This is a genomic window from Roseivirga seohaensis, assembly GCF_001592945.1.
Lineage (GTDB): Bacteria > Bacteroidota > Bacteroidia > Cytophagales > Cyclobacteriaceae > Roseivirga > Roseivirga seohaensis.
Genome location: NZ_LRPB01000034.1, coordinates 272584 through 293534, shown reverse-complemented (window position 1 = coordinate 293534; position 20951 = coordinate 272584). Strand labels below are relative to the sequence as shown.

At 39.2% G+C, this 20951-nt stretch carries 21 protein-coding genes; 14 read left to right on the top strand and 7 right to left on the bottom strand.

What is annotated here, in order from left to right; all coding sequences use genetic code 11:
- The first annotated feature begins 204 nt into the window (after window positions 1-204).
- The gene (locus AWW67_RS11380; RefSeq protein WP_062301858.1) at window positions 205-630 is read left to right on the top strand and encodes a hypothetical protein; all 426 of its coding nucleotides are present in this window, start codon (window positions 205-207) and stop codon (window positions 628-630) included.
- Between the two features lie 237 nt (window positions 631-867).
- Window positions 868-1233 carry a hypothetical protein gene (locus AWW67_RS11375; protein ID WP_062301857.1) on the top strand — a complete coding sequence of 122 codons (366 nt, stop codon included), beginning with the start codon at window positions 868-870 and terminating at the stop codon, window positions 1231-1233.
- A gap of 178 nt (window positions 1234-1411) precedes the next feature.
- On the opposite strand, the gene AWW67_RS11370 is transcribed toward AWW67_RS11375, so the two are convergent.
- Window positions 1412-2302, bottom strand: coding sequence for a 3-hydroxybutyryl-CoA dehydrogenase (locus AWW67_RS11370; protein WP_062301855.1), 891 nt, complete (start codon window positions 2300-2302; stop codon window positions 1412-1414).
- 104 nt (window positions 2303-2406) lie between these two features.
- Between AWW67_RS11370 and AWW67_RS11365 the strand changes: the two genes are divergently transcribed.
- From AWW67_RS11365 to AWW67_RS11335, 7 genes are all read left to right on the top strand, one after another.
- Entirely contained in the window at window positions 2407-3087 is a 681-nt protein-coding gene (locus tag AWW67_RS11365; RefSeq protein WP_062301854.1) for a copper homeostasis protein CutC, read from the top strand.
- Window positions 3088-3661: 574 nt separating this feature from the next.
- Window positions 3662-5002, top strand: a complete 1341-nt coding sequence (locus AWW67_RS11360) for a hypothetical protein (protein WP_062301853.1) — start codon at window positions 3662-3664, stop codon at window positions 5000-5002.
- An 85-nt stretch (window positions 5003-5087) separates the two neighbouring features.
- Window positions 5088-5417, top strand: coding sequence for a PadR family transcriptional regulator (locus AWW67_RS11355; RefSeq protein ID WP_062301851.1), 330 nt, complete (start codon window positions 5088-5090; stop codon window positions 5415-5417).
- On the top strand, window positions 5417-8149 hold the full coding sequence (locus AWW67_RS11350; RefSeq protein ID WP_062301850.1) for an ABC transporter permease: 2733 nt from the start codon (window positions 5417-5419) through the stop codon (window positions 8147-8149). The genes AWW67_RS11355 and AWW67_RS11350 overlap by 1 nt, the downstream gene beginning before the upstream one ends.
- Before the next feature lie 184 nt (window positions 8150-8333).
- Window positions 8334-9308, top strand: a complete 975-nt coding sequence (locus tag AWW67_RS11345) for a formylglycine-generating enzyme family protein (protein WP_062301849.1) — start codon at window positions 8334-8336, stop codon at window positions 9306-9308.
- 10 nt (window positions 9309-9318) lie between these two features.
- Entirely contained in the window at window positions 9319-10656 is a 1338-nt protein-coding gene (locus tag AWW67_RS11340) for a Gfo/Idh/MocA family protein (protein WP_062301847.1), read from the top strand.
- A gap of 9 nt (window positions 10657-10665) precedes the next feature.
- Window positions 10666-11580: a hydroxypyruvate isomerase family protein gene (locus AWW67_RS11335; protein ID WP_062301846.1), complete on the top strand. Its 915-nt coding sequence runs from the start codon at window positions 10666-10668 to the stop codon at window positions 11578-11580.
- A gap of 58 nt (window positions 11581-11638) precedes the next feature.
- Here the strand turns inward: AWW67_RS11335 and pgl are convergent, their stop codons facing one another.
- The 3 genes from pgl to AWW67_RS11320 form a co-directional block, all read right to left on the bottom strand.
- Window positions 11639-12346, bottom strand: coding sequence for a 6-phosphogluconolactonase (gene pgl, locus AWW67_RS11330; protein WP_062301845.1), 708 nt, complete (start codon window positions 12344-12346; stop codon window positions 11639-11641).
- A gap of 12 nt (window positions 12347-12358) precedes the next feature.
- Window positions 12359-13240 (bottom strand): mechanosensitive ion channel family protein, encoded by an 882-nt coding sequence (locus AWW67_RS11325; protein WP_062301843.1) that lies wholly within the window; start codon window positions 13238-13240, stop codon window positions 12359-12361.
- Between the two features lie 61 nt (window positions 13241-13301).
- Window positions 13302-13787, bottom strand: a complete 486-nt coding sequence (locus AWW67_RS11320) for a gluconokinase (RefSeq protein ID WP_062301842.1) — start codon at window positions 13785-13787, stop codon at window positions 13302-13304.
- Window positions 13788-13891: 104 nt separating this feature from the next.
- On the opposite strand from AWW67_RS11320, the gene AWW67_RS11315 reads away from it, so the two are divergent.
- Window positions 13892-14305, top strand: coding sequence for an OmpA family protein (locus tag AWW67_RS11315; protein ID WP_053224528.1), 414 nt, complete (start codon window positions 13892-13894; stop codon window positions 14303-14305).
- 8 nt (window positions 14306-14313) lie between these two features.
- Here AWW67_RS11315 and AWW67_RS11310 read toward each other — a convergent pair whose 3' ends face one another.
- Window positions 14314-15024 carry a flavodoxin family protein gene (locus AWW67_RS11310; RefSeq protein ID WP_062301841.1) on the bottom strand — a complete coding sequence of 237 codons (711 nt, stop codon included), beginning with the start codon at window positions 15022-15024 and terminating at the stop codon, window positions 14314-14316.
- Between the two features lie 225 nt (window positions 15025-15249).
- On the opposite strand from AWW67_RS11310, the gene AWW67_RS11305 reads away from it, so the two are divergent.
- Window positions 15250-15483 (top strand): Rho termination factor N-terminal domain-containing protein, encoded by a 234-nt coding sequence (locus AWW67_RS11305; protein WP_245620832.1) that lies wholly within the window; start codon window positions 15250-15252, stop codon window positions 15481-15483.
- A gap of 93 nt (window positions 15484-15576) precedes the next feature.
- On the opposite strand, the gene AWW67_RS11300 is transcribed toward AWW67_RS11305, so the two are convergent.
- Together AWW67_RS11300 and AWW67_RS11295 are read right to left on the bottom strand one after the other, a co-directional pair.
- On the bottom strand, window positions 15577-16137 hold the full coding sequence (locus AWW67_RS11300; protein ID WP_062301839.1) for a type 1 glutamine amidotransferase domain-containing protein: 561 nt from the start codon (window positions 16135-16137) through the stop codon (window positions 15577-15579).
- 128 nt (window positions 16138-16265) lie between these two features.
- Window positions 16266-16457, bottom strand: coding sequence for a CsbD family protein (locus tag AWW67_RS11295; protein WP_053224525.1), 192 nt, complete (start codon window positions 16455-16457; stop codon window positions 16266-16268).
- 259 nt (window positions 16458-16716) lie between these two features.
- Here AWW67_RS11295 and AWW67_RS11290 point away from each other — a divergent pair, with 259 nt between their 5' ends.
- The 3 genes from AWW67_RS11290 to AWW67_RS11280 are packed head-to-tail and all read left to right on the top strand — an operon-like array spanning window position 16717 to window position 20900.
- Window positions 16717-17046, top strand: a complete 330-nt coding sequence (locus AWW67_RS11290) for a PadR family transcriptional regulator (protein ID WP_053224524.1) — start codon at window positions 16717-16719, stop codon at window positions 17044-17046.
- Window positions 17043-19655: an ABC transporter permease gene (locus AWW67_RS11285; RefSeq protein WP_062301838.1), complete on the top strand. Its 2613-nt coding sequence runs from the start codon at window positions 17043-17045 to the stop codon at window positions 19653-19655. Before AWW67_RS11290 ends, AWW67_RS11285 begins: the two co-directional genes overlap by 4 nt.
- A 30-nt stretch (window positions 19656-19685) precedes the next feature.
- On the top strand, window positions 19686-20900 hold the full coding sequence (locus tag AWW67_RS11280; protein ID WP_062301836.1) for a BaiN/RdsA family NAD(P)/FAD-dependent oxidoreductase: 1215 nt from the start codon (window positions 19686-19688) through the stop codon (window positions 20898-20900).
- Window positions 20901-20951 lie beyond the last annotated feature (51 nt).

Sequence of the window (20951 nt, the reverse complement as noted above, 5' to 3'; positions counted from 1 at the left end):
TTTAATAACTGTAATATGAGAAACCCTAGTGCTCACCTGTGGTGAGTACCTATTTTGTTATGCAATTTGAGTGCATAATTTAGAAAATAACAGAAAGACCAGCTTTAGAACAAGGCTGGTTTTTTATACATTAAGCATTGAGAAGGGGAATGAGACCAGTCCGCACTACATTGCAAACTAGTGAGACAGATTGAACGATAACGAATGAAAGAAATGAAACGAACACTTTTACTATTGATGGTAATAAGTCTAGGCCATAATAATATATATGCCCAGGATATGCCAAAGTATTATTTAAATATTCAGAATGTACTTTCATCTCCTTATACACTTCATGAAGAAAGTTCGGACTTGTATTTTAAATTCAGAGCTTTATCTGCCAGTCAAGAGGGACATTTTTACCTAATTATTGAAAAAATTAAGCTTGGAGAAGAGGGTAAGGACAAATCATTGATAGGTCATTTCTATCTGAGGAGTGAAGACTTCTCTCTATCCTTTATTGATGAAGTTGAGTTTTTAGAATGGATATCTAAGTATAAATTTCTAGTGAAAATTGGCGGCAAAGATGTTTATGAAGTTGATGTTTCCAAACATGGTACAGATAAGATTAAAGTCATGAAGTTGAAATAATAGGGCTAGTTAGTAATGTATCAAAGTATCTGATTTACACCCCTAGTGCTCAACTCTGGCGAGTACCTATTTTGTTATGCAATTTGAGCGCATAATTTAGAACATAACAAAAGGGTCAGCTTTATTCATGTAGTCAAAATCAGATAAAAAATGAAGAGTTGATTTTGCTTGAGACTGCTTTAAAAGATGTTGTTTTAGAGGCTTCTTTAGGATTTCATTATCTAATTAAGAGATATTATGAGTAGAGCTACTATTAATAGAATTGCAGTTTTTAGTATACTACTAGTGATTGTATTTGTGTCTGCCAGAAGAATATACCTAAATAGCCAGGATCAGTTATATACAGTTGGGCAGATTAATAGGATAATCAGCCCTTCAAAAGGTGGGCTTTCGGCAATCTTTAGTTATGAAATAGATAACCAAGAATATTCAGGTACGGTGAAGATTTACAAATATGAAGATGTAGCGGTAAGTGGTGCGAAGTTTATTGCCAGTGTACCGAAAGGATATAGTGCCGCAGGTATAATGCTATTGGACTTACCTGTTCCCGATGGAATTGAGGCTCCTCAAGATGGATGGAAAAAGAAACCAGCATTTGATTAGTTTAAATTGCTAGCCAATAACTTAGGTAGGGAACAAGATAATTATATTTATGAATAGAGATGCTCACTTACCCACTTTGGTAACTGGTGCTTGCCTGACTAGCGGAAAGCAGTACTAATGAAACAAAAAAGAGTGCCTTTTCAAACACTCTTAATTTCAATTTTGGAAAGTAATTTCCTTACTTCTTAAACTGCTTTGAAACAATGAGATCTTTGGTGCCGTGGTTCCAAGAATAGAAACCTTCGCCAGATTTCACGCCTAAATAACCAGCGGTTACCATGTTCACCAATAGCGGACAAGGAGCGTATTTCGGGTTACCGAAGCCTTCGTAAAGCACATTCATAATAGAAAGGCACACGTCTAGCCCAATAAAGTCGGCCAGTTGTAATGGCCCCATCGGATGCGCCATGCCTAGTTTCATTACCGTGTCAATTTCTTCAACACCCGCCACACCTTCAAACAAAGAAATGATGGCTTCATTGATCATCGGCATCAAAATACGGTTGGCCACAAAGCCAGGGTAATCATTTACTTCTACAGGTACTTTGCCCAATTTCTTTGAAGTTTCCATCACCAAAGCCGTCACTTCAGCCGAAGTAGCATAGCCATTGATCACCTCTACCAATTTCATGACTGGAACAGGATTCATAAAGTGCATCCCAATCACCTTGTCAGGTCTGTTGGTGGCGGCACCAATTTTAGTAATTGGAATAGAAGAGGTGTTGGAAGCTAAAATACATTCAGGCTTGGTGAAGGCGTCTAAATCGCGGAAGATTTTAAGCTTGATGTCTACGTTTTCGGTAGCCGCTTCAATCACCAAATCGGCATTGGCTACACCAGTTTTAAGGTCGGTGTGGGTGGTAATATTTGCTAAAGTCGAATTTTTAGTGGCTTCGTCAATTTTTTCTTTGGCCACCATTCGATCCAAATTCTTCTCAATGGTTTTTAGGGCTCTTGCCAAAGCGTCAGCAGAAATGTCTACCAAATTTACAGCAAAGCCGCTTTGCGCATAAACATGAGCGATTCCGTTGCCCATTGTACCCGAACCAATTACTGATATATTTTTCATAACCTATGTTTGATTTTTCTATCCTAAGCACAAATATAAAAGGGTGTTTAAGAAAATTGTTTCATCAGCGAGTTTATTGCCAAAGCTATTTCCATATTTGCCCTATGCTACTTGAAATTTGTGCCAATTCCATAGAATCTGCCCTGAACGCCCAAAATGGGGGAGCCGATAGAATCGAACTTTGTTCGCACCTTGAAGCCGATGGACTTACACCCAGCCACGGTTTGATTAAACTGACCAGAGAATTGCTTCAAATTCCTGTGTATGTGTTGATCCGTCCGCGAGCAGGTAATTTTGTGTATTCCAAAATGGAAATGGAACTGATGAAAGAAGACATTCGCCATTGTGCCGAAATGCGCTGCAATGGCGTGGTGATTGGTTGCCTTAATGAAGATAGAACCATTAACGAATATCAAACGGCAGAACTGCTGGAATGTGCTGGTTTTATGGATGTTACTTTCCATAAAGCTTTCGATCAAGTGCCCAATCCATTCGAGGCACTGGAAACATTGAAGGAAATCGGGGTTCAGCGCATACTTACTTCGGGCACCGCCCCAACGGCTTTGGAAGGTTTAGACACCATAGGCGAGTTAATTGAAGAGGCCGAAGGTGAAATGATTATTATGCCAGGCGGAGGCGTAAGGCCTAACAATTTGGAACGCTTATTTGAAACAGGCGCTACGGAATATCATAGCGCAGCCATTCCCAAAAACGAAAACACCACCAGTATAGAAATGGTGAGGGAATTGAAGGAGCTTTTAAGAAGGTCTAACAACGCGCTTTAAGTTATCATGCCCTCGAGTTTTTAGGTTCTTTGTTAATTGTGAAATTCAGAAGCCTCGAAACCTACGAAATGACTTGCTAAATGGGCTATGTTTAACCGTAAAGAACATCACTTACCGTCATTCTGATGAGCCCGGAGTGTAACGAAGGGTGAAGAAAGAATCCGTCTGTGTAATACGTGTCTCGTCCTGATTTAAGTTGACAGTTATCAATTGTTTTTGTCAACCTATTTCAGGAGGTGACCTTTGAGGTGTTTTTTGAGGGATACCGAAACACCCCGAGGCTTCGCGGGCGGCATAACGCTTCGAATGAGCTTTTTTAGACAGTCATCCTGTTCCGAAGTCTCGGAATGTTTCAGGATCCGTTTGCTATTACGAATAAACAGAGGTTTGAGGCTTTTACGAATATCTCTACTTGGGCCTTCATAGACCTAGATATGGCCAGAGCTTTTAGTTAAAGTTATGCGCGTCTGAATTTGGTAGGAATTAAAGCGTACTGCAGATTATTTATAATTCGTCACGGGCTATTCATAAAAATGGTATATTCATCGTCATAATCGTTTTTTACTCAATTGGTATGTTAATTAACTCAAAGGAAGCTTTTGATAAGAATATAGGGAGTGGTAATGAGTGGATAAGCTTTGATGAGGAGGTTAACTTCAATATTAATACGGCAGAAGAAAATGGTCTTAATTTTAGGATTGAAAACAAGGATTTTGCCAACTCAGTGAGAATTGATGGAGAGAAGTTAGGGACGATTGCTTTTGTAGAATGTACTTTAAAATCTATTGACTTAGGCCCTAATTTAAAAATGTCAAATATTCAATTCATTAGATGTACTATAGGAGAGTTTGATCTTGATTCATTCGCTGAATTGGGTAGATGCTTATTTCAAGCCTGCAATCGAATTGGGAAAATTTTCATTAGTCCAGAATGTCAGCTGTCATTGCTTTTGATTGTTGATAATAAAGACATTCAACGGATTGACGTAATGGGTAAAGTTGATAGAATATCTATCTCAAATAGGTCTAATGAATTTAAAGACAGCACCAATTGGGAATACTTAATACCCGAGTTATGGATCGATTTGAATGAGGTTCAACTGTTAAGTATCGATAGGCTATTAATTAATAAGTTAGACTTGAAGGATGCAAATTCTAACACTAAGATTGAATTAAAGAACTCAGGTGTAATGAGTTTGAAGCTTAAAGATTTAATAAAGCCTGATCTGAAATGCTATAATATTATGCCAATGGATAGTGATCATATACTTGATACAAGTTTTGATAATTGTGATTTAGATGGGGCGGTTTTTCATCATTGTGTCTTTAATGGTGTTAGTAATATTTATAGTTCAAAGCTTAGAAATGTTAACTCATTTGAAACGCAGTGGCCAATAGAATTCGGAACACATCCTAAATCATTAATGATAACCTGTCGAGAGTTGAAATTACTACATCAGAATACTGGTGATTATAGGAATCAATTCGTGTATCACCAAATGGAAATGGAAGCCTTTAAAAACTCTGAATGGGAAAGGCTTAAAAACATTAATGGCTTTTTCCCTTGCTTGCGGGAGTCTGTAGAGTATTTTATTAAAGTTAAGCTACCGTCATTTGCCAGTAACTTCGGCCTTTCTAGTTGGAAACCATTACTCAGCTATTTTACTCTACTTTTAATAGTAGTTAATGCCTTTATTTTATTTCAAGGACCTGAATTAGGGCTGGAATATGCATTTGGGATAAACCCATTAAGTTGGGATTGGTCATTGTTTTGGCACTTACTGTTACCCGTTCATAGTCGTGGGTTTAATGGTGTTGACTTGAATATTGGTATTGACTCGGTTTGGAGAATATTGGCTTCATTTTACATCTATCACCTCATTTTATCTTCAAGAAGACTTCTTCAGCAACGCTGATTGTAAGGTGGTTACTCAATTTAAATGCTTCATTTGTATTTCAATCTATTACTTATAACTTTGTATAACATACAATGTATATCTAATGAAAAACAAGGGGCTTGGTGAGTTTGAAGAGTTGGTGCTTTTGGCGGTCTGTATTTTAAAAGGGGAGGCCTATGGCATTAATGTAAAACAGGAAGTAGAAAAGCACAGCGGTCGCTCTATACTTTTAGGCGCGGTGCACATTACCCTCTACCGTTTGCAAGACAAAGGTTTGCTCAAATCTGAAATGGGCGGCAACACCGAAAAACGAGGCGACAGACGCAAACGTCTTTTCGAGATTACGCCTTCGGGCATGCGCCAATTGGAGGCCGCTCAAGATGTCCGCCAAAAAATGTGGCAGTTGATTCCGCAACTTAATGCAGGTCGCTAATGCCGAATAAGAAATTCAATACACCTAAACTCGCCAATTGGTTGGCGGCTAAGTGCATCAATAAAATGTACTTGGAAGAGTTTTTAGGCGACTTACAAGAAATTTACGAAGACAGAATGCTGGTCAAAGGCAAGCGGTATGCGCGGTTCATGTATTGGATCGATGCCCTCCATTTGCTTATAGGATTCTCGTCCTTTTCACTTTTTAAAACTCAAAGTAACAACACCATGATGATCAAAAACATGTTTAAAATTGCCTGGCGCAATGCCATCAGGCAAAAGCAATTTACCGTGCTCAACCTGCTCGGTTTAATTATCGGAATTAGCATTTCGCTCACGATTGGTCTTTTCATTCACCACGAAACTACCTACGACACATTTTTGCCCGAGATAGACCAGATATACCGTGTTAACCAACCTAATATATGGAGCGATTGGACCGCCCAAATGTCGAACACTGGGCCGAATGTGGCGGTAGCTTTACGAGAAGAAGTGCCAGAATTCGAGGCAGTCACTCGAATCATGTCCTTGGGCTCACAAATCACCAACTATAAAGCTGAGGCTAAAAAGGACAAGTCCTTTGAAGAAAGTGCCTTCTTCGCAGTGGAAAACAACTTTTTCGAAGTTTTTCCTTTTGAGTTTTCAGAAGGAAACCCAAAAACAGCCATTGAAGCACCCAATAGTATGGTGATAACTCAAAGTACTGCCGAGCGCTATTTTGGTTATGAAAGCGCCATAGGAAAAACGCTTGAAGTAAAACAATGGGACAACACATGGCAAAGCTTTGTGGTAACGGGTGTTTTGGTGGATGTACCAAGTAAATCTCACCTACAGTTTGATGTTTTGGTGTCGCTGAACAGCTACCAAGCCCAAATGGATCGTGATGGCTGGAAATGGATTTGGACGGCTTTTGGTACTTACGCAAAGGTAAATGACGGTACGAATATGGCTGTCTTGAACGATAAAATTCAAGCCATTCCGCCTAAATACGCACCAGCAACTACGGAACGAATTTTCAACCAGAGTTTTGAAGAGTTCACGGCTGGTAATCCTTGGAAACTCACTTTACAGCCTGTTAAAGAGATTTATTTATCGGAAGAGCCTCCTTACAATGCGTTCGGTCCGGTTGGGAATCCGCAAATAGTAAAGGTGTTTATAGCCATTGGAATTTTGGTGTTGGTACTTTCCTGCATCAACTTTATGAACCTTTCTACAGCCCGTTCTTCCAATCGCGCTAAGGAGGTAGGCATCAGAAAAGTGCTGGGTTCCGAAAGAGGTACTTTGATCAAACAATTCATCTTTGAGTCTACCTTGTTTGTGGCGATAAGCACACTAGCGGCACTCTTTATTGTCAATTCATCTTTGGGCTGGTTTAATGCCATTTCGGGGAAAGAGTTATTGCTCACGCCTTATTTAAGCCAACCTGTTTTTATTGCCGTATTGTTGGTTTTCGTTTTACTCTTGGGTTTTATCGCAGGAAGTTATCCAGCTTTCTACCTGTCTTCATTCAAACCCATTCAGGTATTTAAAGGTAAAATGAGCGCAGGTTTTAAGGGGAAGGGCATTCGAAATGGTTTAGTGGTTTTTCAATTCACCATTTCCATGACGCTGATTATTTGCACCTTCTTTGTTCAGAAACAGCTGAATTATACTTCCAATCTAGATTTGGGCTTTGCCAAAGAAAACGTGTTGCAAATAGGTAATATTGAGCAAATGGGCTTCGATACCGAACGCTTAAAGACAGAGTTGGCAGCCATGCCGGCTTTCTCTAAAGTTGGGAAATCCTTTGGTGTACCGCCTTATGTTGATTCGGGTGATCGGTATAAATCTACGGAACCAGAGGCGCCTGTGGTGGCTTTGAGCAATTTGCGAGTAGAAGCGGATTATTTGGAAGTATTGGGCTTAGAGTTTTTGGCAGGCCGTAATTTCGATCAAGCACTCACTACTGATAAATACAAAGTAATTCTGAATGAAGAAGCCGTGAAAGTATTGGGCTGGGGAGGCGATGACCCGACTAATGGCGTGGGTCAGTTTGTGGCTTTGGCATCAGGTAGCGAAGATAAATTTGAGGTCATTGGCGTGGTGAAAAATTTCAATTTCAACAGTGTGCGTCAAGAAATTGCGCCCCTAATTTTCATCAATATAGATAATGACAAGGTTTGGGATTATGGCGCTGGTCTGTCTTTTTATTCTATGCGTTTGAATCCCCAAGTTGTGGCCAATCCTGATGATTTACAGGCTGTACTCGATAAAGTAGAAGCAAGTATTAAGTCAGTAGATGCCACCATTCCTTTCGAGTACAGTTTTCTTGATGAAGACTTTGAAAATACATTTCAAGAAGAAAGCCGAATGAGTTTGGTGCTCAACATCTTCACAGTAATGGCCTTAATCATCGCCTGCTTAGGCCTTTTCGGTTTAGCTGCTTTCTCTGCCGAACAAAGGCTGAAGGAGTTGGGCATTCGCAAGGTTTTGGGTGCGAAAATTTCAGAATTGGTGGTACTGTTTTCTTCTGAATTCACCAAGCTATTTTTGATCGCGATGGTATTGGCATCGCCCATAGCTTACTTTTTAGTAGACCAATGGCTAAGTGATTTCGCCAACCGTACGCCTATTCATGTTTGGGTGTTTGCGGTGTCTACTTTAGGTACTTTGGCCATCGCTATTGTAACCATCAGTTATCAATCGCTAAGGGCTGCCCATAAAAATCCGGTGGATACGTTGAGGAGTGAGTAAGTATTAATCTTTAGCCCATGTAACCCGTATAGGTTACTTTAGAATCCATTCTAGCAGTTGAACATAAATTGTTAGAATGGATTTTCCTTTTAGGCTGCACTTTTATTTTCATTACGGAGGTCTTATCTTGTAAGGTGAGAGAGTTCATTTTTTGACTCATACTAGCTTTTCATAACCTTATAGAATGAGATTTTTTTTACGCCTAAGCCTAGTCCTAGTTTGTTGTTTCTCTGTTCAGTGGACTGACGCTGAACAATTGGAGCAAAACCAATTTTCTAAATACAGTCAAGAAATTGCCGGCTCAGATTTAGTCATTCACATGGTACCGATTACCGGAGGCCAATTTAAGGCCGGGAGTCCATTGACTGAAAAGGGAAGAAAGGAAGATGAAGGGCCCGTTCATCAAGTTTCGGTAGATGATTTTTGGATGGGAAGCTACGAGGTAACCTGGGACCTTTTCGAACTATTTTTGTATCGTGAAACCGACCATGAACTTTCGGAAGGAGATAGGGAGGTTGATATTCAAATTGATGGAATTTCTGGAGCAACCATGCCCTATGTAAATTTCAATAAGCCGGGTTATCCATTAATAAATGTGACCCAATACGCTGCTGCCACTTTTTGTAAATGGCTAAGTGCCAAAACGGGGCATTTCTACAGACTGCCTACTGAAGCAGAATGGGAATATGCAGCTAGAACCAATAGTGAAAAAGCATTTCCCTTTGAAGCAGATGCCATTAATGATTACGCTTGGTACAAAGAGAATAGTGGCGAAAATCTACAAAAAGGAGGTCTGAAAGCTCCAAATAAATGGGGTTTATATGATATGTATGGAAATGCATCCGAATGGGTTTTGGATAGTTACGATCCCAACTATTATAAAGAAATTGAAGGAGCTAAGAATCCAGTTCTATTTACCGATGAATTATACCCAAGGGTAGTGAAAGGAGGCTCTTTTAAAGATGATGCTGATAAACTAAGACCAGCAGCACGTGATTTTTCTGACAAAAGCTGGAAAAAAAGAGATCCACAAATTCCTAAAAGCCTTTGGTGGCTCACTGATGCTACTCATGTTGGATTTCGCATTGTAAGACCAAAAGTAGCCCCTCCTAAAGCTGAGTGGGAAAAGTATTGGGGTAAACCTATTAAAGAATATTAATCGAAATGTTATGAAAGACTTTACTGAAACAAACTTTACTACCAGAAGAAAATTTCTAGAAACTACCGCACGAGTGGCAGGAACGGGTGCTTTATTAAGTGCATTACCCCTTTCCATGAGTGCCTTTGTTGGTGGGGCAGGAGAAATAAAAGTAGCACTAGTGGGTTGCGGTGGAAGAGGCACAGGCGCTGCTTCACAAGCCATTGAAGCTGATCCTGATGTGCGTTTGGTGGCCATGGCCGATGTGTTTTCCGACCGATTGGAAGAAAGCTATAAAGGACTATCTGCAAAGTATGCAGACCAAGGAAAAGTGAAAGTGACAGAAGCTTCAAAATTCACCAGTTTTGATGGCTATAAAAAAGCCATTGATATGGCTGATGTTGTTATTTTGACTACCCCTCCAGGTTTCCGCCCCCAACACTTTGAGTATGCCGTTCAGCAAGGCAAGCATGTATTTATGGAAAAGCCAGTTGCCACTGATGTGGTGGGAATTAAGCGAGTATTGGAAGCAGGTAAGTTAGCTCGTCAAAAGAAGCTAAATGTGGTAGTAGGGTTGCAAAGGCACTATCAGAAGAATTATAGAGAAGTAGAAAAACTAATAAAAAATGGTAGTGTAGGCGATATCGTTTCGGGTCAGGTGTATTGGAACAGCGCAGGTGTTTGGACAAGGCCGCGCGTAGCAGGACAAACCGAACTGGAGTACCAAATGCTCAACTGGTATTACTTCACTTGGATTTGCGGAGATCATATTTTAGAACAACACATCCATAACATAGATGTGGCCAATTGGTACATCGGTGCACGTCCAATTTCAGCGCAAGGTATGGGAGGGCGAGAAACTAGAATTGGAAAAGATACCGGCCACATTTTCGATCATCATTTTGTCGAATTTGTATATCCAGAAGGTCAAGTAATTTCTAGCCAATGTAGGCATCAGCGCGGATGTATGAATAGGGTAGAAGAGGTTTTTCAAGGTACTAAAGCAAATATTACTGTGAATGGTGGAAATATTGGAATTGTAAAAGGAAGAAATGGCCAGTCCATTTTAAACTACAACGGACAGAACGATATCAACCCATATCAGCAAGAGCATAATGAATTATTTGCGGCCATAAAAGCAGGAGAGCATCGCCTAGATGATGTTGATTATGGAGCTGAAAGTACCATGACCGCCATTATGGGTAGGATGGCCACCTACTCTGGGCAAGTAATTACTTGGGATGAAGCCATGGCCAGCGATTTAAAGTTAGTGCCAGATCTCAATTCATTTAATGATGAAGCCCCAATTTTACCTGACGCCAATGGCGTTTATCCTGCCGCTGTTCCGGGCAAAACAAGATTCTTTTAAATCTATACTATGAAACGTAGAAACTTTTTTAAGACGGGCCTACTGGGTGCATCAGCCGCTTTGGTTGCAAATCCATATAGTGCCTTTGCTAATGCAACAACTCAAAATGGAACGTTTAAACTGAATTATGCGCCACATTTTGGAATGTTTAGAAGTTCAGCCTCTGGTGGTGTTTTGAACGAGTTGGACTTTATGCATGAAGCAGGTTTTAGGTCTATGGAGGATAATGGAATGAAAGGCCGAAGCTTAGATGAACAAAAGCAAATTGCCAGTAAAATGGAAAAGCATGGAATGACCATGGGTGTTTTTGTGGCGCATACCATTTTCTGGACGGAACCAAACTTGACTTCAGGTAAACAAGACTGGAGAGATCAGTTTTTGAAGGAAATCAAAGAATCAGTTGAAGTAGCCAAAAGGGTGAATGCCAAATGGATGACGGTGGTTCCTGGTCATGTTGATTTGCGGAAAGACATGGGCTATCAAACCGCCAATGTGATTGAGTCATTAAAACAAGCCGCGGCTATTTTAGAGCCGCACGGTTTAACCATGGTGCTTGAACCGCTCAATTTCAGAGATCACCCTGGGCTTTTTCTTACAAAATCCGCTCAAGCTTTTGAAATCTGTAAAGCGGTAGACAGCCCTTCGTGCAAAATTCTATTCGATATTTATCATCAGCAAATTCAAGAAGGAAATCTTATTCCAAATATAGATTTGAGTTGGGACGAGATTGCTTATTTCCAAGTGGGGGATAATCCTGGCAGAAAAGAACCAACTACTGGCGAAATCAACTACAAAAATGTGTTTAAGCATATTCATTCCAAAGGGTTTAAAGGAGTAGTAGGAATGGAACATGGTAACTCTATGTCTGGAAGAAAGGGCGAAGAGGCTGTAATTGAAGCCTATCGTCAGAGCGATAGCTTTTAACTTTAGAACAAGCCTACTTTGTATGTAATGGAAAGTGATAGATTGAAGTTATGGTCTATTACTTTCCAGAAGCTGCCTTATCTAAAAACCAAATCAGGTTACCATGGCTAGGCTTTATGTAAGTTGCTGGATAGCGCTCACAGTCGCCAGTGATACTTAGGACTTCGTTTACTTTTTCAGCTTTGGCTTGGCCGGTTACCAGAAAGCAAACTTCTTTGGCGTTGTTAATGACTGATCCTGTAAGTGTAATTCGTTTTTGGCCAGATATTGGGTGCTCTGCTACTTCACAAACTTCCTTTGAAGTGAGCAATTCCATTTGATGAGGGAAAATTGAAGCGGTGTGGCCGTCTTCCCCCAAACCAAGTATTATTAAATCGAATTGCGGTAAACCGTTAATCGGAGGTAGGTTTTCGGATATAAGTTTTCCATAACGGACAGCTTCTTCATCTGGGTCGCATTCACCGAAAACTCGATGTATATTTTCTTCAGGAATTTCTAAATGCTGAAAGAGGTACTCGTGCGTCATTCCATAATTACTTTCTCCAGAAGTAGGTGGTACACAGCGTTCATCACCCCAGTAGAAATGGAATTTAGGCCATTCAATTTTGTCTGAGTATTTATTTACTAGAATTTCAAATAGAAGTTTGGGGGTTGAACCACCTGAAAGTGCAATATTCAGCCTATTTACTTCTCGCTGAATTTCACACAGGTAATCTGCAAAGGCTTTTGCTGTAGCCTCGGGGTTTTTAAAGGTTTTTATTTCCATTGAATTAAAATCTTAACTCTTATTCATATTGGTAACTTCTATGGCAGCTGAAGCAATTTTTAATTTGCTATTGCTTGCCTTTATGGCTTCCAAAATTTTAATGTAGAGCATATCTTTTGTAGTTCTACGCATTTTGTAATTCACAACATATCGTAGCGTAAAAGTCATCCAACTTTCGTCAAAAGACATACTTACCATAGGTGTGATTTGTGCATTTTCTACATACAAACTCTGGGTCATTTTATTCCATGCATCTTGAGAGTTTTTGGCAAAGTTTCCCAATGACTCGTCCATAATCTTCAGAAAAACTTCTTTGGCATATTTGTAATCCGACTCGGTTTTGAGCGGAATCTTCATTTCATCCCATAGAAAAGGAAAATCAGCTGAATAGTTGAAAACAGGCTCTTTGAATACAAAGCTGTTCGAAATTCTTACAATCCTACCGTTGTATAAATCTCCATTTACCCACTGACCAACTTCCATAAGGGTGGTGCGCAAAACGCCAATATCCATTACATCGCCTTTAATTCCGCCAAGTTGAACACGGTCGCCAGTTTTATAGAAGTTCCCAAATACAATGGCCAACCAACCCGCAACACTTGTAATTACCTCTTGCAAGGCAAAGGCAATTCCAGCCCCAGCAACGCCTAGCGCTACACCAAAACCGCCTAAACGGTCGCTGTAAACAGTCGTAATGAGAATTATGGTCAAGAAATAACCTATGAAACTAATGAGTTTTTTAGTCCTGTGCCGGTTGTCAGCTGCTTTGATTTTTCCAGTGAATCTGTTCTGGATAAATTTAATCAGTATCCAGATGACAGATAGACCAACGAAAACGATCACCAAATTGCTGATAGTAGGGTCATTCATAAGTTCTTTAATACTCTTTTCCATAAGGCAAGAACAGGTGCTTGGTGAAAATACTTAATCTAAATCAATTTTGATGAAAACACCCCTAATCCTTTTTTAGCTGCAATTCAATTCTACTTACAATGGAGGATAATTTATCTATAGCGTTAATCTTGATAGCGTTTTTTGGTATTTCTAATGTAGCTAATTGCGATTGAATTAAGCTAGCCTGCATATAATGCTGCTTTCTATTTGCCAGCCTAGCAGTTGCTTCATGTTCAGTGATATCTAAAAATACCCATGTAATAGAAAGTCTTTGAGAAAGGTAATCTCTGTAAGATTGTTTTAAAGCTGAGCAGGCTAAAATAAATTCTGATCTGTGTGTATTTAAAATGTGTTCTACAATAGAGGCTAGCCAAGGCCATCGGTCGTCATCTGTTAATGGCGTTCCGCTGCTCATTTTCATTAAGTTAGCTTTTGAATGAAAATCGTCTGCATCTAAATATGGAAGGTGTAGAGATTTAGACAAAGCTTCAGCCACGTTACTTTTTCCCGCGCCCGAAATACCCATTATTACAATGATATTTTTCATATAACCCTTCAAATTTACCGAATATCAGAAATATAAAGGTTGTCCATTCTGTTTGGTTTTACTAAAGATGTATAAATCATTTTTATGCTATAAATTAAGGGGTAATGAAGAGCCTGCTCGTAGCAATATTGATTTTTGCCTGCTTGCCTACCAATGCCCAAGGTGTTGGAGAGCCTTCTTATATTCGGAGTGTGTTTTTTAGAGGAGGAAGTTCTTATGTGAGTTCTCAGGATTCTAAACAGTTATTGGCATTTCTTGACTCCATTCCGAGTGTACATAATTTTATGATTACAGTGCATAGTCATACAGATGATGTGGGCGGAAGTGAATACAATGAAGTGCTTTCTGAAGCACGAAGTCAGTCGGTTATAAAAATACTATTAAAGAATAAAGACATAAAAAGGGAGTCTATTGAAATCAAAGATTTCGGACTTTTTAACCCCACTTACGACAATTCTACAAACTATGGTAGGCGCATGAATAGGAGGGTGGACATTATTTTTTGGCTCACGATTTAATACGTTTATTATCTGTATTCCGGATTTTCAAAGCTCCATCGGTTGCCATTATCCCAATCTTTTCTCGAGTTACCATAAGCAGAATAACCACCAGCTTCTTTTAACATTTTTCCTAGGTGCAAAAGATTGTAGGTCATAAAAGTGGTATTACGATTAGTGAAATCATTTTGACTGGCGTTTGATTCTTTGTCTAAGTAACTCGGTCCAGGCCCAATTTCGCCAAGCCATCCGCAATCTGATTGAGGTGCAATAGAATAGCCAATATGTTGCAAAGCATAAAGTATTGACATGGCATTGTGTTTTACTCCATCTTCATTACCTGTAATTACGCATCCGCCTACTTTGCCATAAAAAAGGTATTGGCCTTTATCGTTTTGCATGCCACTCATGGCGTATAGGCGTTCAATAAGTTTTTGAGCCACTGACGACTTTTCACCCAGCCAAATGGGAGTTCCGATAATGAGAATATCAGCATCTAATACGCGTTTCACTAATTCTGGCCATTCGTCTTTTCCCCATCCTTGTTCGGTCATGTCGGGGTATACACCAAAAGCCACATCATGATCTACCAATCGAATGTGATCAACAGCAACTCCTTCCTTATCCATAATGTCCATAGAAACCCTCATAAGTCCATGAGTGTGACTTTCTTCTGGAGATTTTTTCAGCGTGCAATTGATATATAATGCTTTTAACGATGTGAAATCTATATCCTTCATAATATAGGGTTTGAGTTATTTAATAGTGTAACTGGTTTAGTCAGGGTATGTTAAAACTTATTTAGTGGCAGGTAGTTTTGTCGATAAACTTGTTTACAAGCTTCTACAGTTTGCGCAGTTTTCACCACGAGAATGTTTTACTAACTTATTGATTTATAGTTGTTAATTTTTTGGTACGGCAATGGTGTTAATGCCATTGAACTAAATTTTATAATGATGAAAAATATGCCCAGAATTAAAAACGAAAAACAATACGAAGCCTTGAGAGACCAAGGAATGAGTAAAGAAAAAGCTGCTAGAATTGCCAACACACCTGATAGTGGAGTAAAAGGAGGTAAAGCAAAACCTTATGAAGAGCGAACCAAGTCCGAACTATATGATAAAGCCAAACAAGTTGGAATTGATGGTCGATCTAAGATGAATAAGCAGCAATTAATTGACGCACTTCGCGAAGATTGAAAAAGGAAAGAGGCACCCTAAAAGCAGAATATTAAACCAAAAACCTGACATCCGCTTTACAGGTAGCCCCTTAAATTTTTAATGATAAGCTGTTTAGGCAGTTTGTTCTTCGTGTTTACCTTCAGCTACTTCTTCAACTACTTTTGCATTAAAAGCATCTAGGTCTTCTGGGCTTCTTGAAGTAACGAGTCCTTCATCAACCACTACTTCTTGATCTACCCAGTGTGCTCCTGCGTTTTCTAAATCTTTTCTGATGGAGGAAAAAGATGTCATTTTACGACCTTCTACTACTTCTGCCTCAATAAGCAACTGAGGTCCATGGCAAATAGCAGCTACAGGCTTATGCGCTTTAAAAAAGCTTCTTATAAACTCAATGGCTTTGTCATTTCTTCTTAATAAGTCAGGGTTAATTACTCCCCCCGGCAATACGAGAGCGTTATAATCCGAAGCATCTACGTTATCCAAAACAGCATCTACATCTACGTCTTTGCTCCAATTGCCATCTTTCCAACCTTTAATCGTTCCGCTTTCGGGAGCAATCACATGGGTAGTTGCTCCTGCTTTTTCCAAAGCACTTTTAGGAGATGTTAATTCTGATTCTTCAAAACCATTTGTGGCTAAAATGGCTACTTTCTTTCCTTCTAAATTTTCCATTTTTTGATTTGTTTTTTGGTGTTACGCATTGTTTAGAGTTAAACAAACCGATCGTTCACCGTGGGTTAAACAATAAATATTGATTAGTTGAAAAGCCCAGTGGATTACTCTACTGGGCCTTTTTAGGTTTAAAGGGAGTCAATGAATTTTTTTACTGATTCTTTTGACTCACCGGTTTTCTCTTGAATTCTGCCAATTAATTCATCTTCTTGGCCTTCGGCATAAGTCAAATCGTCATCGGTAAGGTTACCATACTTTTGTTTCACTTTGCCTTTAAGTTGATTCCAATTTCCTTTGATTTTATCTGTTGTTGCACTCATGATTTTTATTGTTTAGTGATGCTTCCTATGTTGCAACGCCTGTTCCAATAATTAATCACTTTCGTAAGTGTCTGTTTGTTAGTTTTTTATCTGTTGTTTGTATTGTTAATGTATGAATCGTTATGTGATAGTTTTCTACAAAGCATGGATAAGATTGCACACATCGTTAACTATATGAGCATAAAAAGCAACGCGCTTTTGTAACCTTTCTCAATGCTTTGAGTATATTGTTTACAAAAGTGATGATAATATTGATTCAATGAGAGGGACACACTTAGGAGAATTTGAGGAATTAGTGCTTTTAGCAGTTGCCGCACTCAATGATAACGCTTATGCTGTGGTGGTAAAAAGCGAAATTGAAGAGAAGGCCGATCGAAAAGTAAATATTAGCGCAATCCATACTGCGCTTTATCGGTTGGAGGAGAAGGGTTTTTTAGAATCAAGTGTAGGTGGAGCAACCAAGACTAGAGGAGGGAAGAGCAAGCGTTTTTTCAAGGTCACCGCTTACGGCTTTAAATCTTTGAGAGAAGCCCAATCACTGCGCCAGTCTTTTTGGAGTATAATTCCACAACTATCAACTCAAGAATGAAACAACAAGCACCTCCTTTACTACTAAGAAAACTACTGAAACGGATTATTGCCTATGAAATCTACGATGAGGTAGAAGGTGATTTAGCAGAACTTTTTCACGAACGATTGAATGAAATGAGTTTAGCAAAAGCCAAATGGCTTTATTTCATCGATGTGCTTTGCTCGCTTCGCAACTTCAACTTAAAACGAAAACTCTCATTTTATAACCCACTGGTCATGTACAAAAACTATTTTAAAATCACTTTTCGCAATTTGCTCAAACACAAGGGCTATTCTTTCATTAATATTTTTGGCTTGGCCTTAGGAATGGCCTCTTGTCTGCTCATTCTTCTTTTTGTAAACAACGAACTGAGTTTCGATGGATTTCATAAGAAGAAAGCTAGTATCTATCGACTAGATGAAGTGCAAAGTTTCGGTTCGGTTTCAGAACAAAAAGTAGCGCTTTCAATGTATCCAATGGGGCCGAATCTGTTGCTCGACTACCCAGAAGTGATTGATTTTACTCGGTTTTGGGGAATGAATAGAACCTTGTTGAAGCATAATAATCAATCTTTTTATGCTGAAAATCTGGCTCGTGTTGATACTTCTTTTTTGAAGATGTTTGATTTCGAGCTTGTTGAAGGGAATAAGGCTAATGTTTTTGAAGAGCCCAATAATATTATCATAAGCGAATCACTTGCTAAAGTGATTTTTGGAAACGAAAACCCCTTGGGACAACTGATTGATGTGGATGATGACAGAGAAAATCAGATGAAAGTGGCTGGTGTTTTTGCCGATACCCCTGATAACTCTCATTTACAATTTGATGCCTTAGTCAGTACAAAACTTTGGGAGGAGGAAAATAGAGGGAACTGGGGATGGAATTTTTTAAATACCTACATCCAATTGGCAGATAATACTGACGCTGAGAGGCTAGAAGCCAAGCTTGATGATTTCTTAGTGAAGTATTTGGGAGAGGATATTTTGAATGCATACTCTTTATTCCTTCAACCTCTATCTGATGTTCATTTAGGTTCAATGGACATAACCCACGATTATTATAACCATAAGAAATTCGACCGTAGTTCAGTGAATATATTTCTGATACTTGCCTTTTTCGTTTTGCTCATTGCCAGTATCAATTTCATGAATCTTTCTACAGCCAGAGCGGCTACCCGATCTAGAGAAGTAGGGGTTCGTAAATCAATAGGAGCCTTTAAAGGACAAATTACTGGGCAGTTTATGATAGAGTCCATTATGTTATCTTTCATTGCGCTAATTATTGCTTTTTTATTGAGCTGGGCCGCAATAGCTCCACTCAACGGAATTATTGATAGAAATCTTGATCTGAGTCTCATTTTCCAACCCATTAACCTAGTTCTTGTTTTGATTGTAACTACAACCATAGGGTTACTTTCAGGTGTTTACCCTGCTTTGGTAATGTCTAGATTCAATACAATAATGGCTCTAAAGGGAAGTGGAATGAAATCAGGAAAGTCGTTTTTTAGAAATGCACTGGTGGTTTTTCAATATGCTATTGCCATTACAATTATCATTGGTACCGTTTTGGCCACTGAACAGCTCAATTATATGCAAAATCTAGATTTGGGTTTTAAAAAGGATTTAGTCGTTGCTGTAAATATGTATAGCGATACAAATACTAAATATGATTTACTTAAAACCGAGTTAATGAGTCAAAAAAACATTACCAATGTAACGGCTACTAAACAACGCTTGGGCAATAATCTACATCAAAACGGAATGCAGTATAGGTCAGATACGGCATTAATAACGGGAGTTACTTCTTCTGTAGTAGTAGATCATAACTTTATGGACTTTTATGAGATGGAAATTGTAGAGGGAAGGGCTTTGAGTGGAGAATACGCTAATGATAAAGCAGGTTTAAGCTTTGTAGTAAATGAATCATTAGCAAAAGAACTGGGAGCTGGCGGTAAAGAGGTATTGGGTATGGCCTTTCACTACGATGGTATGGATACTTTAGGGACGATTGTAGGAGTGGTAAAAAATTTCAATTACAATAAACTAAACCTGAAGGTCGACCCACTGTTTCTATCCTATCAAGAATGGGGTTGGAGTGAGGTGAATGTTAAACTCAAGGCTGATAATATCCAAGAAGGACTTGCTGAAATAGAGTCGGTATGGTCTACACTATTCCCTCAGCGTCCATTCGAATACCAATTTTTAGACGACCACATTGATAAAATGTATAAGTCGGAACAGCAGCTCACTAAAGTAATCAGCATTTTGTCTGTCTTGGCCATTATCATTGCTTCCCTTGGCCTTTTCGGCTTGGCTTCTTTCACGGTGAAACAGCGTTTGAAAGAAATGGGAATCAGAAAAGTACTAGGTGCTTCGGTGAGTGAAATTGTAATGATTCTTTCAAAGAAATTCACAGCCCTGGTTTTGATCGCATTTCTTATTTCTGCACCAATTACTTTCTACTTAATGGAGGGGTGGCTAGCAGGTTACGCCTATAGCGTAGGTATTGGGGCTGGTATTTTCTTGATTGTTGGCGTAGGCTCTTGGCTGATTGCCTTACTTACTGTCAGTTTTCAATCTTATCGTGTGGCCAGTTCAAACCCTGTTGAAACTTTAAGGATAGAGTAAGGCATTGAATTAGTCTTTATATCTTTGGGCATGCCCCAAAATATAGCTGTTATTGGAGGAGGGGCGGCAGGTTTTTTTGCCGCCTTTTCTTGTAAAACCCATTCGCCCAATGCTAGGGTTACCATTTTTGAGAAAACCGGAAAGTTACTTTCTAAAGTGAAAGTTTCTGGTGGTGGACGCTGTAATGTAACGCATGCTTGCTTTAATAATAATGACTTAGTTAAATTCTACCCAAGGGGCGGTAAACATTTAAAAAAAGTATTCGGTCAGTTTACTACTAGCGACACAGTGGCATGGTTTCAAGAAAGAGGAGTAGAGCTGAAAGCTGAGGCCGATAACCGAATGTTTCCGATTACTGATAACTCGCAAACGATTATTGATTGCTTTTTAAAGGAAGCGACTAAGCTCGGTATTCAAGTAGTAGTTAACGCCAATGTAAATTCTATTCAACCTAAACAACCTGGTTTTGATTTAAAAATTGGAGAGAAAACCCAGTATTTCGATAAGGTAATAGTCGCTTCTGGTGGAAGCCCAAAAGCACAAGGTTTTGACTGGCTGAAAGCTTTAGGACACGAGATTATTCCTCCGGTTCCGTCACTGTTTACTTTCAATATGCCCAAAGAATCCATTAAGAACTTAATGGGACTGTCTGTTCCAAATGCTACAGTGCGTGTTCAGGGCACTAAATTGCAGCAATCGGGGCCATTGTTGATCACCCATTGGGGAATGAGCGGCCCAGCCATATTAAAGACTTCTGCATGGGGAGCTCGTGTGCTTTCAGATCTTAATTATGATTTTAAAATTCAGGTAAATTGGTTGGGTTCTATGAATGAAGAAGAGTTGAGGGCTTGGTTTACCAATTCTCTTCAAACCATAGGAAAAAGGAAAATCAGGAATAAAAATCCGTTTGAAATACCTAATCGACTTTGGGACTTCTTTTTAGAGAAAGTGGAAGTTGATGGAGAGGGCATTTGGGCAGAACTGAGCAAGAAAAGCCTTAATAGGTTAATTAATCTACTACTCAATGATACTTATCAGGTGAAAGGAAAAACTACTTTTAAGGAAGAGTTTGTTACCTCGGGAGGAGTTGCACTTTCTGATGTAGACTTTAATTCAATGGAAAGCAGAAAATGCCCAGATTTATTCTTTGCGGGCGAAGTAATTGATGTGGACGGTGTAACCGGAGGTTTCAATTTTCAGGCCGCTTGGAGTACAGGGTTTGTGGCTGGTAAAACTTCAGAATAGATTTATTAGACACAAAAAAAGAGCTCCTGATTTTTCAGAAGCTCTTTTGGG